Here is an 18,877-nt window from a genome sequence, read left to right on the forward strand (position 1 = left end):
AGATTTGACCCTGAATGTATGAAGGTTCCAACTGAGTTCAAAGTTGGTTTTTTGGACTACAATGGGACGAACTGGATATGGGAGCGAATTGATTTGCGAACTCTATGGTCAATTTTATTATTAGCGCTGATAAGCTTTCCGAGCCTTGCAAATAAAATCGTGGTCAAGGTTGGTGCTGGCATTCGCCCGCCATTTCTATTGCCAGATGGTAATGGTATGGGACCAGAAATATTAACGGCGTTAAATCTTGTTCAGGACGACTTTCAGTTTGAACTGGTGTCGGTCCCTATCGCTCGTCGGGTAATGTCGCTAGAGAATGGCTTGGTAGATATTGTGATGTGGGACAATATCAACTGGGGGTGGAACAACATAGATACGTTAACGGTATCAATACCACTGCTGCACTCCCGAGACAGTTTTGTCGCACATTCATCAATTACCTCAGTTCAAGATTACTTTGACAACTTTACCGGCAAAAGTATCTGTGGTGTTAATGGGTATCACTACCGGTTTTTAAATTATGAGACCGACTACCAAGCCTTATCAAAAGATCACACTATTACACTGGTCAGAACTGAAGAAGAATCTATAAAAATGGCACTGAACAAAAGATGTGACATTAGTGTCGCTAGTCTGTCGGCTATTAATTGGTTTTTTACTGTCTATCCAGATGCACGCAGTCAATTAATGGTATCGGAACGTTATGATACAAAGTATACAAGGCACTTTTTAATCCCTATCTACGCTCCTATTAGCTCAGATGAAATCGACAGCATTTTTTTAAAGGCCAATAAGCTCGGACTGATTGAACCGATTTATAACCGCTATGGGCAATCGATACCACAATTTACTACTGATGGGGTGTCAAATTGAAGCGCTAACATAAGGGCGCAATATTGCGCCTTTAACTTTTGCAGTGGCTGTTAGTTATAGGCGCCGCTGGCATAGTGTAACTCATAGCTGTGACTATAAATTTCCAGAATATTACCAAACGGGTCTTCCATATAAATCATGCGATACGGTTTCTCGCCCGGGTAGTAATAGCGTGGCGCTTTCATACGTTTTTTGCCGCCGGCGGCAACAATACGCTCTGCCAGGCCTTCAACATCCGGGTCTTGCACACAAAAATGAAACACGCCGGTTTTCCAGTATTCAAAGTTGTTGTCAGGGTTTTGCTGGTTTTTAAACTGAAACAATTCTACGCCGATGCGATCGCCGGTCGACATATGAGCGATACGAAAACGCTCCCAGCCGGCACCAAATACGTCAGTACACATTTCACCAATAGGTGAGTTGTCTTCAGCGACATCTGTTGGCGGCATAATTAAATACCAACCCAATACTTCGGTATAGAATTTTACTGCCGCTTCTACATCCGGTACCGAAATACCAATATGCGAAAAGGTTCGCGGATATACCTTTGTGTTGTCTGTCATGACTAAACTCCTGCTCTGCTAAGGTGTTGCTATGGTAGCTGGACAGGGTGGTAATAAAAAATTATGATTAATTATTAAATTGATAACGATAATTTATTAATGCTGAATCCATTGTGGCTGCAAACCTTTGTTAGCCTGGTTGAAAGCGGCAGTTTTACCCGTACCGCACAATTGCGTTTTATGACTCAGCCCGGGGTAAGCCAGCACGTAAAAAAGCTGGAGCAAGCCTGTGACGCTGAACTGCTACTGCGTTTAGGCAAAGGGGTCGAGCTTACTGAGCAGGGCCGCAAGGTGTATCAATATGCGCTGACGTTGCAGCAACACGAAGATAAGCTGCTTGATAGCCTGAAGTTTGACTCACCTTTTGAGGGGCGCTGCAGCATCGCTTGCTCAGGTGCTTTGGCGCAGCGTATTTACCCTGCGGTGCTATTGCTGCAGTCGCAGCACCCGCGGCTGTGTATTGAGCTTGAAGTGGCACCGCAAAGCAGCATTCTGCAGGGTATAGCGCAATCTCATATTGACCTGGGTATCAGCACTAAGCGTGATGATAACGACAACTTCAGTTATCAAAGCTGCGGCAGCGAACCGCTGGGCCTGATGTTGCCTGCAGAGCGCGCTGATAATATTGACAGTGCTGATATTGTAACCACGCTGCAATCACTGGGGTTAATTCAGCATCCTGATGCACTGCATTATCTGAATTTGTACTTCAGCCATTGTGGTGATGGCGCCCTGGCCGTATGCGATCCGGCAATATTTAAGCGCTCAGGGCGAATTAATCAGCTATCACAAATTTTACTACCGGTAAGTATGGGGCTGGGCTTTACGGTACTGCCAGCCAGCACCTTGCTGCAGTTTAGCGAGGCAGCAAAAGTGGCGATGTACCAGGCACCAAAGCCGGTGGTAGAGCCGTTATATTTTGTGCAGTCGCGTCATCGGCAGTTAGCCGCCCGGTATGACACACTAAAAACAGCGATTTTGGCACGGTTAAGTAACTAAAAGTGCCGTGTGCTAAACCAACATAGGGGCGCACAATTGCGCCCTTTGCTTTTGTAGCAAATAAAGCCTTGACCAGTTTAGATTTTTAGCTAAATGTAACAGCACTATTTTTGTGCAAACATAATTCGGTAAGAGCGCAAAACCATGAATATCCGTACAGCACGGCTGGAAATGACGCCGCTTGCAAAAGACGACTGGCCGTTGTTTCAAACGTTGCACAACACAGAGCAAGTGATAGCACAATGTTTTGACCCACTTCCCGATACCTTGTTGCAGCAGAAATTTCAGCGGCGTTTAGTGCCGTGGCATAAAGATGCTAATCATTGGCTATGCTTAGTGATACGACAACATGGCAGCGGCGAGGCCATTGGTATTACCGGCATGTGTGTGTCGCAGGGCAGGGCAGAAGTAGGCTACTTACTGCTGCCGGCTTTTTATGGTCGGGGCTTTGGCACTGAATCGCTACAAGCGCTTATTCAATGGGCCTTAACCACGCAGGGTATTAGCCGCTTTAAAGCAGTGGTCACTGAAGGTAATACCGCATCAGAGCGGGTGCTGCAAAAAGCAGGTTTTCAGCTGGCAGAAAAAGTGCCACAAGCGCACAGTATTGCCGGCAAACGCTATGCTGATCATATTTACCATTTTGACGCAGTTTGATAATTCTAGCTTGCTAAAAACCTCAGGTTTTGCAACCAAGCTAACCTAATGTTAGGGAGCATTATTGCGCCCTTAGTTTTTGCAGCAAATAAATCCTTGACCAAGTTTGGTTTTTCGGTAAATGTAACAACAAATTTAAGGTTAACTAACCGGTTTTATTGATGCTGGAGCGGTTCAGGCAAAAGGCCTGACCCCGTGCTCTCCGCCGTGTTTAGCCTGTCCCGAACAAGCTGTGCCAAATGGCGCCAGAACAGGGTAATGAAATGCGGATAATGATGTATCGCATCCGTTTTTGATGAAACGGCAACTGGTCATAGATCAGGTACTGCACTTTTTGCGCACCGGCAGCTTTTTTGGCGATAACGCTCAGCAGTTTAGTTGCCCGGCGCAGTTAACACTCAAAGCTCATTCGATTTAGTTTTTTAGTAAATTTAATCAACTGGTCGCAGGTTATATGCCAGACCTATTTTTCGTTTTTCTCTTTAGCTCAGCAACTAAGGCTTTTTCTTCAGCAATGAGTCGTTGCTTAATTACCCAAAGTTTTTGCTGGTACGCCAACATAGCACTGAACTTTTTGCTGTAGACGAGCAGACAAAAAACGCTACCAATTACTACTGGTAGCGCCAGAAAGATTTTTTCAGGCATTTGTCCGCTATAGGTTGGTATTTCCAGAAAAAAAACGCCCAATATGGTTATCAGAGTGCAAACAAGGGCAAACTTTTTAAAATATAATAAATGATCTTTCTTACCCAAAACCATATTCTGAAACGGGAAGGTGTAAGCTAAAACCACAAATGCTGCAACCGGAATGAGTATGAAAAAATAGTGTTCAACCACGTTTACTACATCGGCTAAACCAATGATGTTGGCTGAACAATAAAAAATATATAGTGCTGCAGCAACGCTTAACATCATGCCTGTTATACCTGCAGGCATGCCATGACTAAGAAAGTGAGGGGCAAATAAGCGGATATACTCCGGCCCCAGCTCTCGCTTAACGGTTTCAAGCAGGCGATGTTGCAATTGACTTTGCCGGTTACTCATTATTGCTCCGTATCTGTTGCGGCATAAACACCTACCGCCAGATATTTAATGCTGCCGCCTGTGGCGCTGCCACCGAAAGTCAGTACGCCAGCGACAGCATCTTTGATCCGCACTCTTAACGCATCATTAATCTGTATTTGTTGATAACGCTTAGGGTACATATTGGCATTGATCATGCGTTTTAATGCACCGTTGGAATGTGCTAAAGCCGGGTGGTTTAGTTTTACAATTTCCAGTGTTAGCCGTTTACGCTAATGCCGGTTAAGACTGTGTAAAAATTTATCCGGGTTAATACCACTGGCTTTTTTCAGATGGTGGTAATTCTTTATCAAGCTTGCGCCAGATTGCACTGCCAAGCCAACAGAGATAGTATCCAATGCCAGCGTACTGTATTTATACCAATCGTTTCCGTCTAAAGCATCCAAAGTTGAAGGAGAATACGCTTCTAAAGGTGCCCGGATAGCACCATTAGCACACTGAATTGTAGAGATTACAGCACCAGTTTTAAGTAGCGCCATTCCCGCTGCAGACAAACCACCTGTTATAGGGATAGCGGTACCCATGCCTACAATAGCAAGCCAGTTTAACGCCATAACGCTGCAACTGATAACTGTCGCGGCTATTTCTTGAATGTGCTTGCTTTCCCGCTCACCACTTTGCAATGCTTTTGCATAATGCTCTACAGGGATTTGTACTGGTGGCTCTCTCAGGATCAGGTAGGCAGGTTTAGCTCTGCAGCTTTCTAACAAGGTTACAGCGGTAAATTCGTTATCAATAAAAATAATACCCATGCCACTTAGGTCTTAGCCTAAAGCATTGTCATGGTTAATCTTGTTGTACAAACTTTCTGCATTGAGCATGAATTTTAACCGATGCTCTAAAGCGCTTTGCTTGCGTTTTAACTCTTGATTTCGAAACAGCGAAGGGAGTAATGCAGATTGCATGGGTAACATCCTTATTGTGTTTAGATTTAAGCAGCTCAAAGATCCTATAAGAGAAATGATTGAATGTAAATTAAATGATTTAATAATGTATAATTTGTTTCGGTTTTGAGCGCTTATTATGTAGGCAGAGGCAGCTGGAAGATCGGCGACAGTTTTTGCTGCAAGAAGAGCAACTAAAACAGCAGCGCCTGCAAAGGGCTGCTGAATCGCAGTAAGAATAAATGAATTAAGCTGTAAGGGCGCATTTTGCGCCCTTTGTTTTTGCAGCAGTTAAAGCTTCAACCCGTGTCTTCGCGCATGGTGCCGTTAAAACAGCACGGCCATTTTGCCGCTAAACCACAGTGCAGCGATTAACCCGGTGCAGCCCAGAGCGTTGATAGCAGTAAGCCATAGTTTACTTACCGGGCTGGTGCTGTGGCGGTTTATAGTGGCGAACAAGGCTGCTACGGCAATCATGTAGGTAGCGACAGGCAAAAACCAGCCAGCGCTATAAGTGGCTGCCTGCATAAAAACAACCACGGCAAAAGTGGTTAGCACCACATCGGTAGTTAAGGTCGGTTTTTTTACTAAACGGTCAGCGCTATTGGTGTTGTTGTTTAATTGAGTCATAGTAGTGTCCTTTAAATTTTAGTTGCTGTGTTTAACCAGTTTCATAACCAAGACACGGCAGCTAAGGCAAGTGTGACAAAGTTTTTTAATTATTTTTTGTCCATCAGGTTTATATCGATAAAACAGCCGCAAGCCTGCGCCTTGCAACCTAAAGGAGTACTATGCGAATAACATTGTTAGTTGTTTTGCTACTTATGTCGTTTAACAGCAGCGCGAAAGACTGCGTTGTGCTGTTGCATGGCCTGGCCCGCAGCGCCGGCGCGATGGACACTATGCAGCAAGCGCTGGATGATGCCGGCTACCATAGCGTAAATGTCGATTACCCATCGCGCGAATACAGTGTTGAAGCGCTGGCGCCGATGGCTATAACGCCGGCATTAGCGCAGTGCCGCGCAGAGCAAAACCGTGTTATTCATTTTGTTACCCATTCAATGGGCGGTATTTTGCTGCGGCAATATCTGCAGCACAATGTCATTACCGATTTGGGCCGGGTAGTGATGATGGGGCCGCCGAATCAGGGTAGCCAGGTGGTGGATAATTTAAAAGAAGTACCGGGTTTTGAAGCCTTTAACGGCCCGGCTGGCATGCAACTGGGCACCGGAGAACACGATATACCTAAACAGCTGGGGCCGGCAAGTTTTGAGCTGGGCATTATCGCCGGCACCAGCTCTATCAATGTTATATTGTCAAACTTCTTACCCAACCCGGATGATGGCAAAGTGTCGGTTGAAAACACCAAAGTACAAGGCATGTGCGCGCTGGTTACGGTAGAGGTATCGCATCCGTTTCTGATGAAACGACAACAGGTTATTGACCAGGTACTGCACTTTTTGCGCAGCGGCAGGTTTTTGGGTGACAACGCTCAGCAGTTTGCTTGCCCGGCGCAGTTAAAGCCAAAGCTTAGTTGAGGGAGCATAAGGTTTGAAGTCACTTCTCTTTATTTTTATCTCACTCTTTTGGTCTGGATACTTGCAGGCTGATGAGCCTGATTGCTCAAAAGATAATCTCTTTAAAGGCGAGATGTTTGAGTTGTTTATCGGTAATTCACTGGCAGACGATTTAAGCTTTAAATACTGCTTAGGCGACAAATCGAGTTACTTGATTTCCGCGCTGTATCAGACGGCTTATGCATCAAAAGATTTCGGCATCAGGCCTGCAGTGACTTATCACTCCCGTATTAAGCTTACCGATGAGATGAAAAATAAAATTGAAGATCTGTATAAAAATGCGCTGCTGCGATCAAGGCCAGATGATGTGCGGGGCATGGATGGCTCTACCTGGTGTTTCAGACCAAAATCCGGTAACAAATATACCGAGCTGTGTTATTGGTCACCGAATGTTTACGAAGGTGATGAAGACAAACGCGGAATGATCGATATTTCCAATCTTGGCACTTATCTTTTCGATATATCAGGTCTGGTTGAATATGGAGCAGAAATGCAATAAGGCATTGCTTTTACTGCAAAGCAGCGGGACAAAGGTTACTTAAAGGCGAGGCTTAGTATGAGTATCTTTAACGAGCTAAAGCATTCTCTGACCGAAGCGGTAGATATCAAGCAAGGCAGAAAACAAGCAAGCCGGCTGACTCGCTATAAAGTGGCAGATGTTAAAACCCTGCGCGAAAGTTTAGCCATTACTCAGGCCCAGTTAGCCCAAGCGCTGGGCACCAGTGTTGATACCATCAAAAGCTGGGAGAGCAAGCGCCGCAACCCAACCGGCTTGGCCGCCAAAGTGCTGGCTACCATTCAGGATAACCCCGGATTTTATCACCAACTGTCTGCATACTAAACCAGCTGGTACAGCAAAGCATTGTAGGGGGCGCAATGATGCGGCCTTAGTATTTTCAGTAAAGGTATTTTTGTTAAGTTAAATTAAATTTCATTTTTAAGTAACATCTTTATTGCAATTGGCGTGCTCATAATTAAAATAGGTAGCTCTCTTTTTCACAAGGAATGTTTATGACAGCATATCTGGCACATCAGCAAGCACAACGTTTTCTCTATCAACAGCAGTTAGAAAAAGATCTGGCAGAAAGCCAAGCGGATATTTATGTGCTAAATGCGCGTGAACTAACAGAGTTTTGGCTCACTGTGCAGCGTCATGAAGGAAAATCACAGTCACAAATCGAATCAGTGTTTAACGATTTAACCGGCATGGATTTGTCGAAACAGCTTTTAGCTACTGGTCGTGACTTTGGCTCTGCAAGCAAAGATTTAACTACTGTGGCTGTGCTGGGAGCTGATTTAAAACGCGGTAGCCGGTTTTTTGAGAGTTACCGGACTGTTACTCAAAATGGCCGCAATTACATAATTTTTAAAGGTAACCACCGGGCCCGTTTAATCATTAAAGGGACTCGCTATTTGGCTACAAATACTGTTATGTTGAAGATGGCTATAGGCGGCGAGGGGCTGAAAGCGTCTGCAAAAAGCGGGTTTATAGTATCGATTGTATTCTCAGTTACTTTGCACAGTATACAATGGATATTTGAAGACGAGTACCGTTGGACTCATTGGTTAGCAGGTGTAACGACTGACTTAGTAAAAATTGTCATCGCAAGTGCAGCAGGTTATTTGGCGAGTATTGCTACCGCTGCCGGCATTGCTGCGTTGACGGGTGGCACAATTGCTGTTTTGCCTTTGGCTATAGGTGTAGTTGTGTGTGTAGGTGTTGGTTTCACTTTGAATGCTATTGATGATCACTTTCAAATCACTCAAAGTTTAGTTAAGCATTTAGAACAAAAAGAAGCGTACATTAAACGTAAAGCTTATGACGGAGTATATTATGTTATTCGTTCTGCAACGGAGTCTGTGCAGCGGAAGTTGATAAAATCTGCAACCCGTAAAATAAATGAGCTTGTAAGGTTTAAATTTCAACTATGGAATTAAAAAGCAAAGCGATATTGTCTGTATTAGGCTTAGCCATTTTTTCAGTAATAATGATTGGGCTATTGCTTTGGTTATTTCCTGAATCGTTTAAAAACCAGTTTGAGGCAATTAATAGCGGCAGGCAAGTTATAGTTCTGAATCAGTCTAATGGCTATGCTCCAGGAGCAATTATAAGTTTTGTTGCTTTGTTTTTTTTTGCGGTGACATCAATGTTTTTCTTGCTGAAAGATGAGCAAGACAAAGCTAAAAAGCAGCGCTTTGTAAAGTTTGTTACTGTAGCTGTGTTAGTAGGTCTTGCCAGTATTTTTGTCGGACAATATTTGATAAGCAGCTATTTAAAATCGAAAATATCTGGTAGAGGCTATCAACCTTGCCCCGCAACCACCTTGTTGTTCACCCGCGTTACTTACAGTGCCTGGACATTAAATCCTGCCTTGTGTTACGACGCTGACGTTAAGCGAATTGTGCAGCGTGGTGTCTGGGATGAGTCAAAACAAGTTGAGCAAATGCTACAGCAAAGGGAAAGGCAGCAGGAAGCACGACGCCAGTTTTTACTACAGGAAGAGAAAATAAAACAGCAGCGTGCTCAACGAGCCGCCGAAGCGGCGCAGAATTAGTGCGGTTTGGTAATCAATACTGAGACGCATCAGTGTGCTGCACACTAAACTTTCCGGTACACCAACACCTCATAAGGGCGCATTATTGCGCCCTTAGTTTTTGCAGCAAATAAAGCCTTGACCAAGTTTAGTTTTTCGGTAAATGTACTAACACAGTGAACATTAATTAATCGGTTTTAGAATGGAATCTAGCGCTTTTATCATCAGTTTGGTTGCAGTCATTATCGCTACCGCATCGACTGTAGTTAGCTATTTAATATACAGACAAGCAAGAGATCCTGAGATTGTTGTATATGCTCAAATTGATGAAAGAAGGCCATCAATCATCAATTTGGTAATAGAAAATATAGGTAATAGCCCTGCTTGGAATGTTAGTTTTTCATCATCTGAGCCAGTTCCATATAGAGCATTCGGGATTGATAAATTATCTGATTCAGAAATTATGAGTAATGGACCGTTAATTAATGGTATACCATGTTTCGGTCCCAGAGCTAAAAGAGTATTGACGTGGGGCCAGTTTGGTGGAATTCGAGATAAGTTGGGTAAAGAATGTTTAGATATTGAAGCTATTTACTTTAGCAAGCCAGCCCTTAGTTTTTTTCGGAAAAAGCACAAATCAATATCAAGGCTAGATATTAAATCTTTTGAATGTTCTGATGTTTCTGATCATAACTGGAATCAAAAAATTGCAGAGGAATTGAAGAAAATTGCAAACTATATGAAGTCTCAATAGTTAAGGTCGGTTCCTATCAAGTTGATTGCTTGAGTTGGGTTTAGTGTAGTCTGAAAGGCGCTGTTGAAGTGAACCCATTCGCCTTTCCCTTGTACTCCTTGTATAATACGCGCCCTTGTTACTCTCAGGCGTGCAATTTATGACCACAGCTTCATCCGTTAATCTTCGAAAGTCTGCACCTGTAGCACGGATGGCGCCTGAGCGTGATTTATTCTCTTACCCGAAATACTGGGCCGAGTGCTATGGCACGGCGCCGTTTTTACCTATGTCGCGCAAGGAAATGGACGAACTTGGCTGGGACAGCTGCGATGTTATTTTGGTAGTCGGCGATGCCTATGTAGACCACCCCAGCTTTGGTATGGCGGTAGTAGGGCGCATGTTAGAAGCCCAGGGCTATCGCGTGGGGCTTATTTGTCAGCCGGATTGGCACAGCAAAGACGACTTTATGCGCCTGGGCAAACCGAACCTGTTTTATGGCGTGTCGGCCGGTAATATGGACTCGATGATTAACCGCTACACCGCCGATAAAAAGCTGCGCCACGATGATGCCTATACCGCCGGTGATATTGGCGGCAAACGGCCGGACCGCGCGGTTACTGTATACACCCAACGCTGTAAAGAAGCCTATAAAGACGTGCCGGTGATTATTGGCGGCATAGAAGCCAGCTTACGCCGTATTGCGCACTATGATTACTGGTCGGAAAAAGTGCGTCGTTCTGTGATATTCGACGCCAAGGCTGATATTTTAATTTACGGCAATGCCGAGCGGCCATTGGTAGAAGTAGCGCACCGCATTGCATCAGGCGTGCCCATTAGCGAAATACAAGATGTACGCGGCACTGCGGTTATTCGTAAAGAGCCGCTGCCGGGCTGGCGCGGCGTGGATTCTACAGCGCTGGATAAAATCGGCAAAATAGACCCGGTGCCTAACCCCTATGGCGCCGACGATGTGGGCTGCAGCAGTTATTCGGAATATGCCAAAGCCGGTATTGATTTAACCAAGCCCGCCGAAGTGGAAGCCAAACCGATACTGGTGCAGCCGCCACGGCAAAAGCCGTGGGAGCAAACTTACGTTAAGCTGCCGGCGTTTGAGCAGGTAAGCGTAAATAAGCCGCTGTATGCGCATGCTTCGCGTATTTTACACCAGGAAACCAACCCCGGTTGTGCCCGCGCCATTATGCAACGCCATGGCGACCGGCATATCTGGGTTAACCCGCCGGCCTTTCCTTTAAGCACGGAAGAAATGGATCTGGTATTTGGTCTGCCGTATCAGCGCGTGCCGCACCCTGTGTATGGCAAGGAAAAAATTCCGGCCTACGAGATGATTAAAACCTCGGTAAATATTATGCGCGGCTGCTTTGGCGGCTGCTCGTTCTGTTCTATTACCGAGCATGAAGGCCGCATTATTCAAAGCCGCTCGAAAGAGTCGATTATGCAGGAGATTAAGGATATTCGCGACAAAGTGCCGGGTTTTACCGGCGTGATATCCGATCTTGGCGGGCCAACGGCCAATATGTACCGCTTAAACTGTAAAAACCCCAAAGCCGAGCAAACCTGCCGCCGGCCCAGCTGCGTGTACCCCACCATATGCGAGCATATGGACACCGACCAAAGCCCGACGGTAGAGCTGTACCGCGAAGCGCGTACTTTACCAGGCATTAAAAAGGTGTTGGTGGCCTCGGGCGTGCGTTACGACTTGGCAGTGGAAGATCCGAACTACGTGCGCGAGCTGGTACAGCACCATGTTGGCGGCTATTTAAAAATCGCGCCGGAGCATACCGAGAACGGCCCGTTATCGAAGATGATGAAGCCGGGCATGGGCGCTTACGATAAGTTTAAAGAAATGTTCGACCGCTTTAGTAAAGAAGCCGGTAAAGAGCAGTTTTTAATTCCGTATTTTATTGCGGCGCACCCGGGCACCACCGATCTGGACATGGTTAACCTGGCGCTGTGGTTAAAAGAGCGTGACTTTAAGCTGGACCAGGTGCAAAACTTTTACCCCAGCCCAATGGCGAACGCGACCACCATTTACCACACCGAAATGAACTCGCTGAAGAACATTAACAAAGCCAATGACGAAGTGGTAGCCGTGCCCAAAGGCGAGCGTCAGCGCCGCTTACATAAAGCGATACTGCGTTACCATGACCCCAAAGGCTGGCCGCAAATTCGTGAAGCGCTGATTAAAATGGGCTTAAAGCACTTAATTGGCCGCAGTAAAGGCTGTTTAGTGCCGGAAGAGGGCAAAGACGAGCAGTTTAAAAAGCCGTTAAAAGGCGGTCAACCGGCACTGAGCCGCCACACCGGCTTAAACCCGGCGGCGAAAGCGATTGCCAAACAGGGTAAAAAGCCAGCACATGGTCAAAAGCCGTTTAATGCTAACGGTAAGCCTGCGGCTAAAACCGGTGCCGGTAAAGCTAATGGCCCTAAGAGCCCGCAGCGGTCTAAAGGCTAATGCAGCGGCTGTTTTTCAGCCTTAAATTCTCCCCCGTGCAGCAACAGCAGTTGCTGCCGTATCAGCAGCAGGCGCTGAGTGTATGCCCCAGCGCCAACGCGGTTGACACTGATAACCTGCACTTGACGCTGTTTTTCTTAGGTCAGACAGATAGCGAACAGCAACAGCGCCTGATTAGTGCAGCACAGCAGATTAATATGCCACCGTTTAACCTGACACTGGACACGCTGAGCTGTTTTACTAAACCAAAAATTCTCTATCTGGCGCCATCACACATTCCCAATGCACTGTGGCAGTTGCAGCAGCAAGTGGCAGCGCTTTGTAAAACTGCAGGTTTTAGCGATATGCATGATAGCTACCGGCCGCATATTACCCTGGCACGGCAGGCCTTGTGCGATGCGGCATTGCAGCAGCCGGTGGTGCCGTTAACTATGCAGGTTAGTGGGTTTGCGCTTTATCAGTCAGCGCAATTTAACGGCCGCTTGCAATACCGGCCATTACATCACTTTGTGCTGATATAACAACTCTTTAGCAGTGTCAGCCACAAAGGCTTAAGTGTAGTAAAGCAAACTGCTATAGTTCATCAGTGATTAATTTTCGCCGCCTATACTGGCCATCAACTGCACTAACAAGGATGGGTTATGCCTGCCTCTGCGTCATTTTTGGGTAAGATTTTCGGCTCGATAAACTGGACTGCGCCCAACTGGGTACAACAAGTAAAGTTTAGTGCTAAACAGCAACCGGTTAAGTTCTGGAGCCTGCTGTTGGTAGGAGTGCTGAGTGTTGCGGCTGTAGTTGGTGGCGTGCGCTATTACCAGCAATTACCCAAACCACTACGGGTTATTGCCAGCATTACGGCGCCGGAAGTTGGACATTATCAGGATGATATTGAACAGCCAACCCAGCTACGATTGCAGTTTAGTTATGAAATGACCAACCAACAGCAGCGTATTCAGCCAGTAACGCAGTTATCGGCCGCCAGACTGGATTTAATTGGCGAAGTACTAAACGAAGGTATTAGCGTCAGCCCGGCGATTAGCGGCAAGTGGCTGTGGCAAGATGACAACAGCTTAACGTTTACCCCGGAGCAGGCTTGGCCGGCGGCGACGTCGTATCAGGTAAAGTTGGATAAGAGTATTTTTGCTGCCGCAATCAAGCTGGCTAAAACTGACTACCGTTTTGACACCGCAGCGTTGGATGCGCAAATAAACCGGCTGCGGTTTTATCAACACCCCACCGAACAAAGCACCCGCCAGATAGTGACGACGCTAAATTTTAGCCATCCGGTCGCTTTAGATAGCCTGAAAGAGCGGCTTTCAATGACCATGCGGCCAGATGGTAGCGATGTGCGTAGCAAAGGTGAAGTCATAGACTTTGCGTTAACGGCAGATAAAAGTGGCCGCGAGGTTTATGTGCAATCAGTAGCGCTTAGCCTACCAGAGCGCGAGCAATATTTAACGCTATTGCTAGAAGCTGGTGTGAAGGCGCAAAACGGCAATGGCAAAACCACACAAGACAGCACAAAGCAGTTACTTGTGCCGGATAAAAATAGCTTTTTAAAAGTAGAGCAGTTGCGCACCGACATTATCCGCGGCGCTGAGCAACAGCTTGAGCAAGAGCCGGAGCAAATGCTGCTGCTGAGCTTTACCGATCGTATCGACCGTGCCGAGTTACACAGTAAACTGAAGCTGTATGTATTGCCAAAACACCCAAAACGCAACTCCAACTATTGGGCCGTCGGAGAAGTTAACAGTAGCGTATTACAGCAAGCCAGCCTGCTGAGCTATGAGCTAATGCCCACAGCGCAGCAGCACGACAGTGCATTTAGTATTAAATTAGATTTACCGCCGGGCCAACACCTGTTTGTCAGTGTGGCAAAGGGCTTGCAATCTACTAGTGAATTTAACCTGTCGAATGAGTACCGTGCAGTGGTGCAGGCGCCAGCGTATCCGAAAGAGGCGCGCATAGTCGGCGAGGGCGCAATGCTTACCTTAAGTGGCGAGCAGACTCTGCAATTACTTAGCCGTGGCGTCAAAGGGCTGCGGGTTACCTTACATAAATTGCTGCCTGGCGAGTTAAACCATTTTATCAGCCAAAGTGGCGGTGACATCAGCCAGCCGTATTTCAATAATTATCAGTTTGATGAAAGCAATATCAGCAGTCGGTTTGAAAAAACCTTTACCCTGGCCAATAGCCATGCCAAGCAAGCCAATTATTTGTCATTAGCGTTAAAGCCCTATCTGGCTGAAGCCGGCATGGGCGTGTTTTTTATTCAGCTGGCTGAATTTGACCCGAAGCGACCAAACGCTGAAGGTGCGCAGCTGCATAAACGCGTGGTGCTGGTAACCGATTTAGGTTTGCTGGTTAAACATAATAACGATAGCAGCCAGCAGGTGTTTGTCATGTCGCTGGCTGATGGCAAGCCGGTAGCCGGCGCCAAGGTTGAATTGTTGGGTAAAAATGGTGTCGCGGTGTTAAGTGGCGCTACAGATAGCCAGGGTAGCGTTAAGCTGGCTAAAACCAGCGGTTTTAGCCGTGAGCGTCAGCCGGTAGTATATTTGGTTAGCCGCGATCGTGGCGGTGTAATGGACAGCAGCTTTATTCCGTATGACCGCTATAGCCGGCAGTTGGATTACTCTAAATTTAATACCAGTGGCCGCTATCAGGATGAACTAAGCAGCAAAGCATTAAGTGCATATATGTTTAGCGATCGCGGTATTTACCGGCCCGGTGAGCAGGTGCAGTTGGCGGCGATTATTCGCCACAACGATTTATCTTTGGCGCAGCAGCAACTGCCGCTAAAAATTCAGGTAACAGGCCCGCGTGGCAGTGCCTTTTGGCAACAGAATTTCAGCTTAAGCGGCCGCGGTATGCACAGCTTTAGTCTGGACACCCAGGCGCAGAGTGACACCGGTAACTACCATGCCAGTATTAGCCTGCTCGATAGCAAAGGTAATACCAGCCGGCATTTAGGTTCGGTTAGTTTTGCACTGGAAGAGTTTGAAGCAGATACACTGAAAATTAGCAGCCGCTTTAACCAAAGCCTGGCCGGGGACACCGAGCGGGGTTGGTTATCACCACAAAATTTAGTGGCACTGGTGCAGCTGGATAATTTGTTTGGTACGGCGGCGCAGCAGCGCAAAGTCAGCGCAAAATATGAGTTGATGCCAGCCAGTTTCAGCTTTAGCGAATACCCGGAATATCGTTTTATTGCGCCACAAGACACAGAGCAAAACAGCACCACCGTGCGCCAGACCCTTGACGAGCAACAAACCGATGCTGACGGTAAAGCCAGCTTTGAGCTGCCGTTGACACAGTACAGCGGCGGTACATATCGGTTGATATTAACTACCGAAGGCTTTGATGGCAGTGGCGGTAAGAGTGTGCAACACCGGCGCAGTGCGCTGTTGTCGCCATTAACGGCCCTGGTGGGCGTAAAAACTGATGGTGACTTAAGCTACCTTAAAAGGCAGCAAAGCCGTAACCTGGAATTTATCGCTATTAACAGTGCATTGGCACAAATAGCGTTAGATGATTTAACCCTGCAGCTGGTAGAAAAACGGCCGCTATCAAGCCTGGTAAAACAAAACGATGGCACCTATCAATATCAAAGCATCGTACAGGACGTCAGCGTTAGTGCAGCGCCATTTAGCATAGCGGCAACCGGTAGTGTGTATCAGCTGCCAACAGACAGCCCTGGCGATTATGAACTGCAACTGCGCCAGGGTGAGCAGCTGCTGGGCAAGTTGGCTTTTAGTGTTGTTGGTGCGGGCAATATCAGCGCTATGCTGGAGAAAAACGCCGCTCTTGCCGTTAAGCTGAACAAGGTCGACTACAGCGCTGGCGATTGGATTGAGCTTAATATTACCGCGCCTTATACCGGTAGTGGTTTAATCAGCATTGAAACGGACAAAGTACATGCTTTTAGCTGGTTTAGTAGCGATACCACCAGCAGTATTCAGCGGATACGGTTACCCGAGGGTCTCGAAGGTAATGCTTATATTAATGTGAGTTTTGTGCGTGGCAGTAACTCAGATGCGTTGTTTGTTAGCCCGCTAAGTTATGCAGTAGTGCCGTTTAATATCGACCGCAGCAAGCGTGAGCTCAGCATTAGCCTGGTTGCCCCTGAAGAAGTTCGGCCTGGCAAACCTTTTACTTTGGGCTATAAAACCGACCGGCCGGCCGATGTGCTGTTGTATGGTGTTGATGAGGGTATTTTGCAGGTGGCTGGCTATCAGTTGCCGGATCCGTTATCGCACTATTTGCAAAAACGTGCGCTGCAGGTGCGCAGTTTGCAAATGCTGGATTTAATTTTGCCTGAATTTAGCGCGCTGCAACGCCAATTAGCCGGCGTAGGCGGTGACAGCGAACGAATAATGGTAACTGGCAGCAGAATGATGCTGGATAGAAACCTCAACCCCTTTGCCCGTCGTGCAGAGCAACCCGGTGTATTTTGGCTGGGTATGGTTAAAGCCGGCACTGAACTTGCCACGCAGCAGGTTACCGTGCCGGCCAGTTTTAGTGGCAATTTAAAACTGATGGCAGTAGCGGTTAGCGACGAAGCATTATCTGCAATCAGCCAGGACTTGCGCGTGCGCGGGCCCTTTGTATTGACGCCTGATGTGTTATTAAGCGCAGCTCCGGGGGACGAATTTGATGTTAGCGTAACGGTGGCTAATGGTGTTAAAGGTTCAGGCCCGGCTGCGCCGATAACGGTAAGCCTGCAGTTGCCTGCCAGCTTAACGGCCATTGGCAGCAGTGAGCGGCAGCTTAATATCAGTGAGAACAGTGAGCAAAGTGTGCGTTTTCGGCTTAAAGCTGCAGAGACGCCAGGCGAGGCCAGTATCCGCTTTAGCGCCAGCTTTAAACAAGGAGAGCTGGTAGAGCAAGCCAGTAGAAGCGTGAGTTTAAGCATTCGCCCGGCGACGCCTTATGTAAATACATTACATGCTGGCTTTGATAAAGATGGCCAGGCCACGGTCGCGACCCGTTATCCGCTACATCGCGAGTTTGCTCAGCTAAGCGTGGCCGCATCTGCCAGTCCGCTGGTATTGGTGGAAGGTTTTACCGATTATTTAGCGCGTTATCCGCATGGTTGTACCGAGCAAGTGGTATCACAAGTATTTCCCTGGTTGGGCTTAGTGCAACAGCCTTCCTATCAGGCGCGCTGGCCAGAGCTCAATGAAAAGTTCGCTATTTTGTTGCAAAAACTGGCCGAGCGGCAGCTAAGTGATGGTAGTTTTAGTTTTTGGCCTGGCAGTTTCTCGGCTGCCGATGTGCCGAGTATTTATGCTATGCACTTTTTACTCACGGCCCGCGAGCAAGGCCTGGCAGTACCCGACTATTTGTATCAGCAAGGGCTGGAATACTTACGCAGCGTTGCACGCCAGGGCGGAGCCAACTTGTATCAGGCCAGGGCCCGTGCAACAGCGATATACCTACTAACCCGCAGCGGCGAAGTGACCAGTAACTATTTAACCGAACTGCATGAGCGGTTAGAGAAGCAACACCAGCAAGCCTGGCAGGGTGATGTTACTGCCAGCTACATGGCCGCCAGTTATCAGTTACTGCAAAAGCCCGAGATAGCGCGGGGCTTAATACGCAGTTACCGCTTAGGTAAGGCTTCTGCGATGCAAACTGCCTACCTGGCGCGGGCAGATATTAATTTTACACAGTACGCCAACCCGACGTTTCAATCTCAGCTTAGTCAGGATGCACAGCATATTTATTTGCTGGCCAGTCATTTTGCCGATGAGGCGCGTAAACTGCAGCAGTCGGCTTTGTTAGATATGCTACAACCGGTGTTTGATAAGCAGTACAACACTTATGCTACCGCGTACACCGTACTGGCACTGGCGGCATACCAGCAGTTGCTTACCGAGCAACAGCTGGAAGCGCCAGCGTTTTATCAGCTTAATGCCGACGGCAGTAAAACGGCTATTACCGGCAGCGATAATTTGGCAGCGCTGCCTAAGCGGGAATTTACGGTGTTGGCAGAAAGCATTTTACTGCAAAGTGAACAACCACTGTTTTATGCCTTAAGTGAAGCTGGCTTTGCGCTAAAGCCCCCAACGCAGGCGGTGGCTGAGCAACTGGAAGTAGCGCGTGATTATCTGAACAGTGAAGGCCAGGTGGTTAACCAGGCCCGGCAGGGTGACGAGCTAACCGTGCGACTGCGTATACGCAGCCTGAGCAACAGTTGGCACAGCAATGTGGCAGTAGTAGATTTATTACCTGCTGGCTTTAACGTGATAAGAAGCTCGGTGCCGCGCCAAAGCATGCGCTGGCGCGCTGATTATGTCGATATTCGCGAAGACAGAATTGTGTACTATGGCACTTTTGGCACGCAAATGACCGAGTTGAAGTATCAGGTTAAAGTAACGGCAGCAGGCGATTTTACCCTGCCGGTGGTGCAGGCTGAGTCGATGTATGATAACAGTGTGCACGCTAGCACAGCAGCTGGCCGTTTTGTGGTTAGTGCAGCTAACGCTGATTAGCAGC

The 18,877-nt window shown here is 47.3% G+C and carries 18 protein-coding genes; 12 read left to right on the plus strand and 6 right to left on the minus strand.

Translation table 11 applies throughout. The features are described from left to right. Positions 1-18: 18 nt before the first annotated feature. Positions 19-873 (plus strand): substrate-binding periplasmic protein, encoded by an 855-nt coding sequence (locus I4W93_RS02755; protein WP_205309957.1) that lies wholly within the window; start codon positions 19-21, stop codon positions 871-873. A 50-nt stretch (positions 874-923) separates the two neighbouring features. Here I4W93_RS02755 and I4W93_RS02760 read toward each other — a convergent pair whose 3' ends face one another. Beyond that, positions 924-1,436, minus strand: a complete 513-nt coding sequence (locus tag I4W93_RS02760; protein WP_205309956.1) for a lactoylglutathione lyase family protein — start codon at positions 1,434-1,436, stop codon at positions 924-926. Between the two features lie 99 nt (positions 1,437-1,535). On the opposite strand from I4W93_RS02760, the gene I4W93_RS02765 reads away from it, so the two are divergent. Together I4W93_RS02765 and I4W93_RS02770 are read left to right on the plus strand one after the other, a co-directional pair. Continuing rightward, positions 1,536-2,435, plus strand: coding sequence for a LysR family transcriptional regulator (locus I4W93_RS02765; RefSeq protein WP_205309955.1), 900 nt, complete (start codon positions 1,536-1,538; stop codon positions 2,433-2,435). Positions 2,436-2,579: 144 nt separating this feature from the next. Further along, positions 2,580-3,092: a GNAT family N-acetyltransferase gene (locus I4W93_RS02770; protein WP_205309954.1), complete on the plus strand. Its 513-nt coding sequence runs from the start codon at positions 2,580-2,582 to the stop codon at positions 3,090-3,092. Between the two features lie 450 nt (positions 3,093-3,542). Here I4W93_RS02770 and I4W93_RS02775 read toward each other — a convergent pair whose 3' ends face one another. From I4W93_RS02775 to I4W93_RS02795, 5 genes are all read right to left on the minus strand, one after another. Then, positions 3,543-4,136 (minus strand): hypothetical protein, encoded by a 594-nt coding sequence (locus tag I4W93_RS02775; RefSeq protein ID WP_205309953.1) that lies wholly within the window; start codon positions 4,134-4,136, stop codon positions 3,543-3,545. Beyond that, positions 4,136-4,312, minus strand: coding sequence for a hypothetical protein (locus tag I4W93_RS02780; protein ID WP_205309952.1), 177 nt, complete (start codon positions 4,310-4,312; stop codon positions 4,136-4,138). Before I4W93_RS02780 ends, I4W93_RS02775 begins: the two co-directional genes overlap by 1 nt. Before the next feature lie 75 nt (positions 4,313-4,387). Beyond that, positions 4,388-4,927, minus strand: coding sequence for a hypothetical protein (locus I4W93_RS02785; RefSeq protein WP_205309951.1), 540 nt, complete (start codon positions 4,925-4,927; stop codon positions 4,388-4,390). Positions 4,928-4,939: 12 nt separating this feature from the next. Continuing rightward, complete coding sequence (locus I4W93_RS02790; protein WP_205309950.1) at positions 4,940-5,080, minus strand: hypothetical protein; 141 nt, start codon at positions 5,078-5,080, stop codon at positions 4,940-4,942. Between the two features lie 306 nt (positions 5,081-5,386). Then, on the minus strand, positions 5,387-5,689 hold the full coding sequence (locus tag I4W93_RS02795) for a hypothetical protein (RefSeq protein ID WP_205309949.1): 303 nt from the start codon (positions 5,687-5,689) through the stop codon (positions 5,387-5,389). A gap of 161 nt (positions 5,690-5,850) precedes the next feature. Here I4W93_RS02795 and I4W93_RS02800 point away from each other — a divergent pair, with 161 nt between their 5' ends. From I4W93_RS02800 to I4W93_RS02840, 9 genes are all read left to right on the plus strand, one after another. Continuing rightward, positions 5,851-6,597, plus strand: a complete 747-nt coding sequence (locus tag I4W93_RS02800) for an esterase/lipase family protein (RefSeq protein WP_224673224.1) — start codon at positions 5,851-5,853, stop codon at positions 6,595-6,597. A gap of 13 nt (positions 6,598-6,610) precedes the next feature. Then, a complete protein-coding gene (locus I4W93_RS02805; RefSeq protein WP_205309948.1) occupies positions 6,611-7,135 on the plus strand; it encodes a hypothetical protein in 525 nt (174 codons plus the stop codon). A 57-nt stretch (positions 7,136-7,192) separates the two neighbouring features. After that, positions 7,193-7,477, plus strand: coding sequence for a NadS family protein (gene nadS / locus I4W93_RS02810; protein ID WP_205309947.1), 285 nt, complete (start codon positions 7,193-7,195; stop codon positions 7,475-7,477). A gap of 170 nt (positions 7,478-7,647) precedes the next feature. Continuing rightward, on the plus strand, positions 7,648-8,574 hold the full coding sequence (locus tag I4W93_RS02815; protein ID WP_205309946.1) for a hypothetical protein: 927 nt from the start codon (positions 7,648-7,650) through the stop codon (positions 8,572-8,574). A 50-nt stretch (positions 8,575-8,624) separates the two neighbouring features. Continuing rightward, a complete protein-coding gene (locus tag I4W93_RS02820; RefSeq protein ID WP_500808178.1) occupies positions 8,625-9,191 on the plus strand; it encodes a DUF1240 domain-containing protein in 567 nt (188 codons plus the stop codon). A gap of 181 nt (positions 9,192-9,372) precedes the next feature. After that, positions 9,373-9,924, plus strand: coding sequence for a DUF8453 domain-containing protein (locus tag I4W93_RS02825; RefSeq protein ID WP_205309944.1), 552 nt, complete (start codon positions 9,373-9,375; stop codon positions 9,922-9,924). A 190-nt stretch (positions 9,925-10,114) separates the two neighbouring features. Next, the gene (locus I4W93_RS02830; RefSeq protein WP_205310341.1) at positions 10,115-12,376 is read left to right on the plus strand and encodes a YgiQ family radical SAM protein; all 2,262 of its coding nucleotides are present in this window, start codon (positions 10,115-10,117) and stop codon (positions 12,374-12,376) included. Next, positions 12,376-12,897: an RNA 2',3'-cyclic phosphodiesterase gene (gene thpR / locus I4W93_RS02835; RefSeq protein ID WP_205309943.1), complete on the plus strand. Its 522-nt coding sequence runs from the start codon at positions 12,376-12,378 to the stop codon at positions 12,895-12,897. The genes I4W93_RS02830 and thpR overlap by 1 nt, the downstream gene beginning before the upstream one ends. Before the next feature lie 120 nt (positions 12,898-13,017). Continuing rightward, the gene (locus tag I4W93_RS02840; protein ID WP_205309942.1) at positions 13,018-18,873 is read left to right on the plus strand and encodes an alpha-2-macroglobulin family protein; all 5,856 of its coding nucleotides are present in this window, start codon (positions 13,018-13,020) and stop codon (positions 18,871-18,873) included. Positions 18,874-18,877 lie beyond the last annotated feature (4 nt).

Source organism: Rheinheimera maricola (assembly GCF_016918075.2).
GTDB lineage: Bacteria > Pseudomonadota > Gammaproteobacteria > Enterobacterales > Alteromonadaceae > Alishewanella > Alishewanella maricola_A.